The organism is Aquabacterium sp. (assembly GCF_021768455.1).
Taxonomy (GTDB): Bacteria; Pseudomonadota; Gammaproteobacteria; order Burkholderiales; family Burkholderiaceae_C; genus Aquabacterium.
In genome coordinates, this window is record NZ_JAIZVX010000185.1 from 1 (window position 1) to 6,747 (window position 6,747).

The window sequence follows — 6,747 nt, forward strand, 5'->3', positions numbered from 1 at the left end:
TGGCGCAGCAGCGCCAAGATCGGCGCGGGCAAGTTCAGGCCGCTACGGCCGCTGCAACCGGCTTAGCGTGCTTTATTTTCCGTTTTCTGAGACGACCCCCAGTTGTGGCAGCAGCAGCCGAAACCCCCATGACCTCGCCCGACCACGGCGCGCCGCAGGAATGCTGCATCACCTTGTCATGTCCGCCGGGCAGCAGCTTGCCTTCGACGGTGGGGGGCATCTTCGATGCTCCGGTGTCGCGACTCAAAGTTGAATGAATATTTCTCATGCATTGGTGAGAAAAGACCATTTTACGTCATTGGCTCAACTCAATACCATGGCGCCACTTGCATCACTCCACACGAAAGCAACCATGACACGACCTCTCCGCGTGGTGGCGGTTTCCGGCGCACTGCAAAGCCCTTCCAAATCGGCAGGCCTGGCTCAGCACCTGCTGAATCTGATCACTGAACAAATGCCCTGCCAGCCACGCCTGGTCGATCTGGGCCTGCTGGCGCCGCAACTCACGGGCGCGGTCTGGCGCACCCAGGTGCCCGATGCCGTGTCGCAGGCGCTGACCGCCGTCGAGCAGGCCGATGTGCTGGTCGTGGCCACCCCGGTGTTTCGCGCTTCGTACACGGGCTTGTTCAAGCACTTCTTCGACCTCATCGAACAAGACGCCCTGATCGACACGCCCGTCTTGCTGGCCGCCAATGGCGGCAGCGAGCGCCATGCCCTGGTGATCGACCACCAACTGCGCCCCCTGTTCAGCTTCTTCCAGGCCCGCACCTTGCCGCTGGGCGTCTACGCCACCGACAAGGATTTCGTGGATCGACGTCTGAGCGACGAGGCCGTGATCGAGCGCGCCAGGTTGGCCGTTCAACGCGCCGTGCCGCTGCTCGAATTGACCCGCCAGTGCCTCCGTGACGCGCTGCCATCAGTAGCCGAGCAGATGCTCGCTGCTTGAAACCAGCGACGCTCTCCGCCGCCCTTCACACCTGACTCCTTGCAAAGAACGCCGTCATGAGCAACGCCTTCACGTTCAGCCTCCAAAGCATTTGGTTCGATGAGAACTACCAACCGGCAGACAGCACGCGCCTGACCACCAATTTCGCCAACCTGGCGCGTGGTGAGAGCCGGCAGCAGAACCTGCGCAGAGCGCTGAAGATGATCGACAACCGTTTCAATGACCTAGCGCATTGGGACAACCCCACGGGTGATCGCTACGCGGTCGAGCTCGAGATCGTCTCGGTCGAAATGGACATTGGCGTGCAGACCAGCGCGGTGTTTCCGCTGATCGAGATCTTGCACACCCACATCGTCGACAAGAAACTGAACCGACGCATCGACGGCATCGTGGGCAACAACTTCTCGTCGTATGTGCGCGATTACGACTTCAGTGTCGTGCTGCCCGAGTACAACGCCGACCGGGCGCAGTTCAGCATTCCGGACGACTTCGGCGTGCTGCATGGCAAGCTATTCAAACAATTCGTCCAATCCAGCACCTACCAGGAACGCTTCAGCAAGTTGCCGGTCATTTGCCTGAGCGTGGCCACCAGCAAGACCTACCGGCGCACGGCCAATGAGCACCCTATCCTGGGCGTGGAGTACCAGCAAAGCGAGCTGTCATCGACCGACCAGTACTTCGCGAAGATGGGGATGCAGGTGCGCTTTTTCATGCCGCCCAAGAGCGTGGCCCCTTTGGCCTTCTACTTCTTTGGCGACCTACTGGCTGACTACACCGATCTCGAACTGATCGGCACCATCAGCACGATGGAGACTTTCCAGCGCATTTACCGCCCCGAGATCTACAACGCGAACTCGGTGGCAGGCCAGGTGTATCAACCCAGCCTGAGCTACGACGATTACTCGTTGACGCAGATCGTCTACGACCGGGTGGAGCGCAGCCAGTTGGCCGTCAAGCAGGGCAAGTTCACGCAAGAGCATTTCATCCAACCGCACCAGGACATCCTGGCGCAGTGGGCCGCCCAGTTTGACCAGCCTGGCCAACGCGCTGAACTTGCTCAGGCCGCCTGAATGGCCTGAGCCGAGCCCCGATACCCACCTCGTTTGCCTTGAAAGCCCCCTCGATGTTCGAAACCTCCATCACCGGCAGCCTGCCCAAACCCGCCTGGCTGGCCGAAACCCACAAGCTCTGGCCCCAATGGGCGGCGCAAGGCGATGCGCTCCTGCAGGCCAAGGCCGATGCGACCCTGCTGTGGATCAAGGCCCAGGAAGACGCCGGGCTGGACATCGTGTGCGACGGCGAGCAGTCGCGCCAGCACTTCGTGCACGGCTTTCTGGAGCAGGTCGAGGGCATCGACTTCGAGCACAAGGTGAAGATGGGCATCCGCGACAACCGCTACGACGCGATGGTGCCGCAGGTGGTCTCAGAGTTGCGCCTGAAGGGCCGCGTGCACGCCTTCGAGGCCCAACTGGCGCGCGCGCACACCAAGAAGAAGCTGAAGTTCACCCTGCCTGGCCCCATGACCATCGTGGACACGGTGGCAGACCGCTTCTATGGTGACAAAGCCAAGATGGCCTTCGCCTTCGCTGAGCTGCTCAACCAGGAGGCCCTGGCGCTGCAGGCCGATGGCGTGGACATCATCCAGTTCGACGAGCCTGCCTTCAACGTCTACATGAAAGACGTGGCCGACTGGGGCGTGAAGGCGCTGGAGCGCGCCGCGCAAGGCCTGAGCTGCAAGACCGTGGTGCACATCTGCTATGGCTACGGCATCCAGGCCAACACCGACTGGAAAAGCACCCTGGGCGATGAATGGCGTCAGTACGAAACCGTTTTTCCAGCGCTGGCCCAAAGCAGCATCGACCAGGTGAGCCTGGAATGCATGCACTCGCGCGTGCCGCTTGAGCTGCTGCGGCTGCTGGAGGGCAAGGATGTGCTGGTAGGCGTGATCGATGTGGCCACCGATGTGATAGAGACGCCTGAGGAAGTGGCCGACGCCATCGGCCAAGCCTTGCAGTTTGTGCCCAAAGAGCGGCTGTTTCCATGCACGAACTGCGGCATGGCGCCCATGTCGCGGGAGGTGGCTCAGCGCAAGCTACGAGCCCTGGCCGAGGGCACGAAGCTGGCCAAGGCGCGCTTGGCCTCGAATTGAGCGCCGGCCCCTTCCAGCCGGGGTCTTGTGGATGGGGATGGTCGCGCCTGCGCTGCGGGCGCGACCTTTGTTTTTGAAGACATGACGTGGTGAGTTCGAAATGGTGAAGGGTTTGAAGCCGATGGGGTCCATGAGCAGGATGGCGGGCCGCCATCTCCAGCGTGGAGCGATCGATTGGTTCCTGATGGGCATGGTGGGCGCTGTGCTGCTGGCATCGGTGGCGCCGGACCTGGGCCGCACCGGTGGCCTGCTGCGCCTGGACGTGGTGGGGGACATTGGCGTCTTCCTGATCTTCTTCCTGCACGGCATGGGCCTTAGCACCGACAGTCTCAAACACGGTGCCTCGCGCTGGAAGCTGCACCTGACGGTGCAGATCAGCACCTTCGCGCTTTTCCCACTGTGGTGGTTCGCGCTCAATGCGCTGGTGGGCCGCCACATCCCGCACGACCTGCTGCTGGGCTTCTTCTACCTGGCGGTGCTGCCGTCCACGGTGTCATCGTCTGTGGCGATGACGGCGATGGCTCGTGGCAACGTGGCGGCGGCCGTGCTCAACGCCAGCTTGTCGACCCTGCTGGGCGTGGTGCTGACGCCGTTGCTGGCCAGCCTGGTGTTCAGTGGCGCGGCCGACGGCCAGGCCATGGACGTGGGCGACACCATGCTCAAGGTGGCCAAGATGTTGCTGTTGCCCTTCGTGTTGGGGCAGTTGCTGCGCCCGGTGGTGGGGGCTTGGTTCCAGAAGGTCAAACCCTGGACGACCAAGGTCGACCGCACCGTGATCCTGCTGCTGGTGCTGAGTTCGTTCAGCGACTCGGTGGCCGATGGCCTGTGGAGCAAGCATGGCCTGGGCCTGATGGCGATGACGGCCGTGGGCGTGTGCCTGTTCTTGTTCCCCTTTCTGTGGCTGACCAAGCGCATCGCCAAGGCCCTGAACTTCCCGGTCGAAGACGAGATCGTGGCCGTGTTCTGCGGCTCCAAGAAGACGCTGGCCTCGGGCGTGCCCATGGCCAAGCTGCTGTTCGGCGGCAACCCGGCCTTGGGGGTGCTGGTGCTGCCCATCATGTTCTACCACCAGCTGCAGCTGTTCGTGTGCTCGGTGATGGCCAGGCGCTATGCGGAGCGGGGTGAGGTGGTGCACTGACAAGCACGAGCGAGCGGGCAGTACCTCCCATTGCCCGACGGCCACAAGAAGGTGCTGCCGCAACAACACTGACCAAAGACCGGCAGCACTCGGCAAGACAGGCGTTCTACTCCACGAACGAGCCGCAGTGCCGCTCACTCACCCGATCCAGATGCGCCAGCGGCTGCGTATCGTACGCACCGGCACTGACTCAGGCCATCCCTTGTGGCCAGGTGTGCGTCTCGCCTTGGCAAGATTGGCACCAGGCAAACAGAGCGTCGTACATCACCATGCCGTGACTCAACATTTCGTGATCGTCGGCAAACTTGCGCGACAGGCCCAGAGACAAGGCATACAGCCCCGCTGATTGCGGAGTGAGGTCAAGCCGGTCGGTATCAGCACCTCGAACGATGGTGGCCAATTGCTGCAGGGCTGGATCGCTCAACTCGTATTTCCGAAGGAAGGCGTCGAAGCTGCACAGCTCGCCCACATGCGACATCTCCACACCGGGGATGTCATAGGGTGTGGCGCTTTGGCTTACTGCTGTCGCTAACACTTGATTGGCTGGCACGTACAGAAACTCAGCTTGAGGATCAATGAAGCGCTGGATCAGCCACGGACATGCAATCCGGTCGATCTTGGGACGTTCTCGTGTCACCCATTTCATGGTCAATCTCCTCTGTGCAAACGGCATCAGTGACGGAAAGGGAACAAGGCCATGCCCACCAATGCAGCGGCCAGGATGATCCAAGGCTCTTGAACTTTTTTGAAACGCCACAGAATGGCTACCACTACCAGCGCCGTGAGGATGGTGGGCAGATCAACCAGCGAGCGTTTGGCAAGCACCACGACCGACCCGGTGATCGCGCCCACGGCCGCAGCCGTCACCCCGTCGATGAAGGCCAGCAAGCCTGGTCGCTTGCCATGCTTCTTGAAGTAAGGCGCAGGCCCGATGGTAAGCAGGTAGCAGGGAAGGAACGTTGCCAATGCGGCCACGCAGGCACCCGGCAGGCCCGCGACCAAGTAGCCAATGAAGCCCACCGTTATGACCACTGGGCCTGGTGTGATCATGGCCACGGCCACCGCATCAACGAACTGCTTCTCAGTGAGCCAGTGAAAGTCGTGAACCACCCCGCCGTAAAGGAACGGCACGATGGCCAGGCCCGAACCAAACACGAAGGTGCCAGCCTTGGCAAAGAACACCCCGATTTGCGTCAGGATGGCCGGGTCAGTGGTAAGTGACACACTTACAGCGGGGATCGCAGGCACGAGCGCCATTGCAGCATTCGACGAAAGCCGGGCTGATGGTCGCCACTTGGTACGCCATAGCCAGACCGTCACACCTGCGGCAATGAATAGTGACGCAATTTCCGACTCAGTGATGATGGTGGTGGTGGCTGTGATAGCCCAGATCGCCCACAGCAACTTGTCCTTGCCCAGGCTCTTGGTGGTGAGCTTCTGGGCGCTCATGGCGATGATGCCGATGACGGCTGCGCCCACGCCGTAGAACGTGGCCTGCATCCAGGTCAGCCCACCGAAGCGGGTGTAGGCCCATCCCAAGGCAACCACCATCAGGAAAGACGGCAGCACGAATGCGATGCCAACCAAGGTGGCACCCAGGGTGCGATAGTGGACGTAGCCCAGGTAGATGGCCAGTTGCGCGGCCATGGGCCCTGGCATCAACTGGGCCAGGGCGATACCTTCCTTGTAGTCCTCATCGCTGATCCAGCGGCGCTGCTCGACCAAGTCGCGATACATGTAGCCCGCCAGTGCCACAGGGCCACCAAAACCGATGGTGCCCAGACGCAGCATGTAGGCAACGACTTGCCAGAGTGAGTAACTAGGGCCGCTCATTGAGCACCTCCAGGCATCACAAATGCTGCTGACAAAAAAGAGAAGTCAGCACCGAAAGCTGAAATCAGTGAAAGACTGAAAGTGCGCGCGAGGCTTATTGGCCTTTTCAAGACGAACTCCTACCTGGGCTTGAGCCCATGGTCAGGAGCAGTGCTTGGACGCTAAGCGTCTTGTGCTTGCGGGGAGGACCGCTCTTACCCCCGCGTCGGGAGTCTATCACCCACCGCGACAGCATCTGTTCACGAGTTCGTGCCGCGGTTGCGTGCAAAGGGCGGGCGCTTTAGCCGCACCTCAGCCACAGCATATCGGGATTACCCTAACCCAAAAGCGGGACTCACTGCACCAAAACCGAGATCACCCCTCGCCCCAGGTCTCTGCCGTGGGCAGCATCGCTTACAACGAACGCGACCAGGTTGTCATGCAAGCACGGGCCGCCGGGTTTGTGGAGCGGCTGCATGTGCGCGCCACGCTGGATGCGGTCAAACAAGGTCAGCCCCTGGCCGATCTCTATGTGCCTGATTGGGTGGCCGCGCAAGAAGAGTTCTTGTCTGTTCGCCGCATGCGGGGTGCCGACCTGGGCAGCTTGGTGGATGGCGCTCGCCAGCGCATGCGTCAGGTGGGCATGAGCGAGGATCAGATCAAGCGCGTCGAGCAAACCGGCAAGACCCAGCCGCGCATCAC

At 61.5% G+C, this 6,747-nt stretch carries 7 protein-coding genes and 1 pseudogene; 6 read left to right on the forward strand and 2 right to left on the reverse strand.

Features of this window, described 5'->3' with window-relative positions:
- The 5 genes from QZ994_RS17765 to QZ994_RS17785 all read left to right on the forward strand — a co-directional run.
- A partial coding sequence (locus tag QZ994_RS17765) for a hypothetical protein (RefSeq protein WP_290874824.1) occupies positions 1-257 on the forward strand: 257 nt, incomplete at its 5' end.
- Positions 258-352: 95 nt separating this feature from the next.
- Complete coding sequence (gene msuE, locus QZ994_RS17770) at positions 353-946, forward strand: FMN reductase (protein WP_286747425.1); 594 nt, start codon at positions 353-355, stop codon at positions 944-946.
- Between the two features lie 56 nt (positions 947-1,002).
- Positions 1,003-2,016, forward strand: a complete 1,014-nt coding sequence (locus QZ994_RS17775; RefSeq protein WP_286747423.1) for a DUF1852 domain-containing protein — start codon at positions 1,003-1,005, stop codon at positions 2,014-2,016.
- A 53-nt stretch (positions 2,017-2,069) separates the two neighbouring features.
- Positions 2,070-3,095 carry a methionine synthase gene (locus QZ994_RS17780; RefSeq protein ID WP_286747421.1) on the forward strand — a complete coding sequence of 342 codons (1,026 nt, stop codon included), beginning with the start codon at positions 2,070-2,072 and terminating at the stop codon, positions 3,093-3,095.
- 130 nt (positions 3,096-3,225) lie between these two features.
- Positions 3,226-4,233, forward strand: coding sequence for a bile acid:sodium symporter family protein (locus QZ994_RS17785; RefSeq protein WP_286747420.1), 1,008 nt, complete (start codon positions 3,226-3,228; stop codon positions 4,231-4,233).
- A 190-nt stretch (positions 4,234-4,423) separates the two neighbouring features.
- Here QZ994_RS17785 and QZ994_RS17790 read toward each other — a convergent pair whose 3' ends face one another.
- On the reverse strand, positions 4,424-4,879 hold the full coding sequence (locus QZ994_RS17790) for a chromate resistance protein ChrB domain-containing protein (protein WP_286747418.1): 456 nt from the start codon (positions 4,877-4,879) through the stop codon (positions 4,424-4,426).
- Positions 4,880-4,905: 26 nt separating this feature from the next.
- Positions 4,906-6,066, reverse strand: coding sequence for a chromate transporter (locus tag QZ994_RS17795; protein ID WP_286747416.1), 1,161 nt, complete (start codon positions 6,064-6,066; stop codon positions 4,906-4,908).
- A 361-nt stretch (positions 6,067-6,427) separates the two neighbouring features.
- On the opposite strand from QZ994_RS17795, the pseudogene QZ994_RS17800 reads away from it, so the two are divergent.
- Positions 6,428-6,747 (forward strand): annotated as a pseudogene (locus QZ994_RS17800) (efflux RND transporter periplasmic adaptor subunit); the annotation flags it as partial.

Bases quoted from the DNA above. Each gene is read 5' to 3' on its own strand.
- msuE (WP_286747425.1), top strand. From the start codon at position 353: ATGACACGACCTCTCCGCGTGGTGGCGGTTTCCGGCGCACTGCAAAGC.
- QZ994_RS17775 (WP_286747423.1), top strand. From the start codon at position 1,003: ATGAGCAACGCCTTCACGTTCAGCCTCCAAAGCATTTGGTTCGATGAG.
- QZ994_RS17780 (WP_286747421.1), top strand. From the start codon at position 2,070: ATGTTCGAAACCTCCATCACCGGCAGCCTGCCCAAACCCGCCTGGCTG.
- QZ994_RS17785 (WP_286747420.1), top strand. From the start codon at position 3,226: ATGAGCAGGATGGCGGGCCGCCATCTCCAGCGTGGAGCGATCGATTGG.
- QZ994_RS17790 (WP_286747418.1), bottom strand. From the start codon at position 4,879: ATGAAATGGGTGACACGAGAACGTCCCAAGATCGACCGGATTGCATGT.
- QZ994_RS17795 (WP_286747416.1), bottom strand. From the start codon at position 6,066: ATGAGCGGCCCTAGTTACTCACTCTGGCAAGTCGTTGCCTACATGCTG.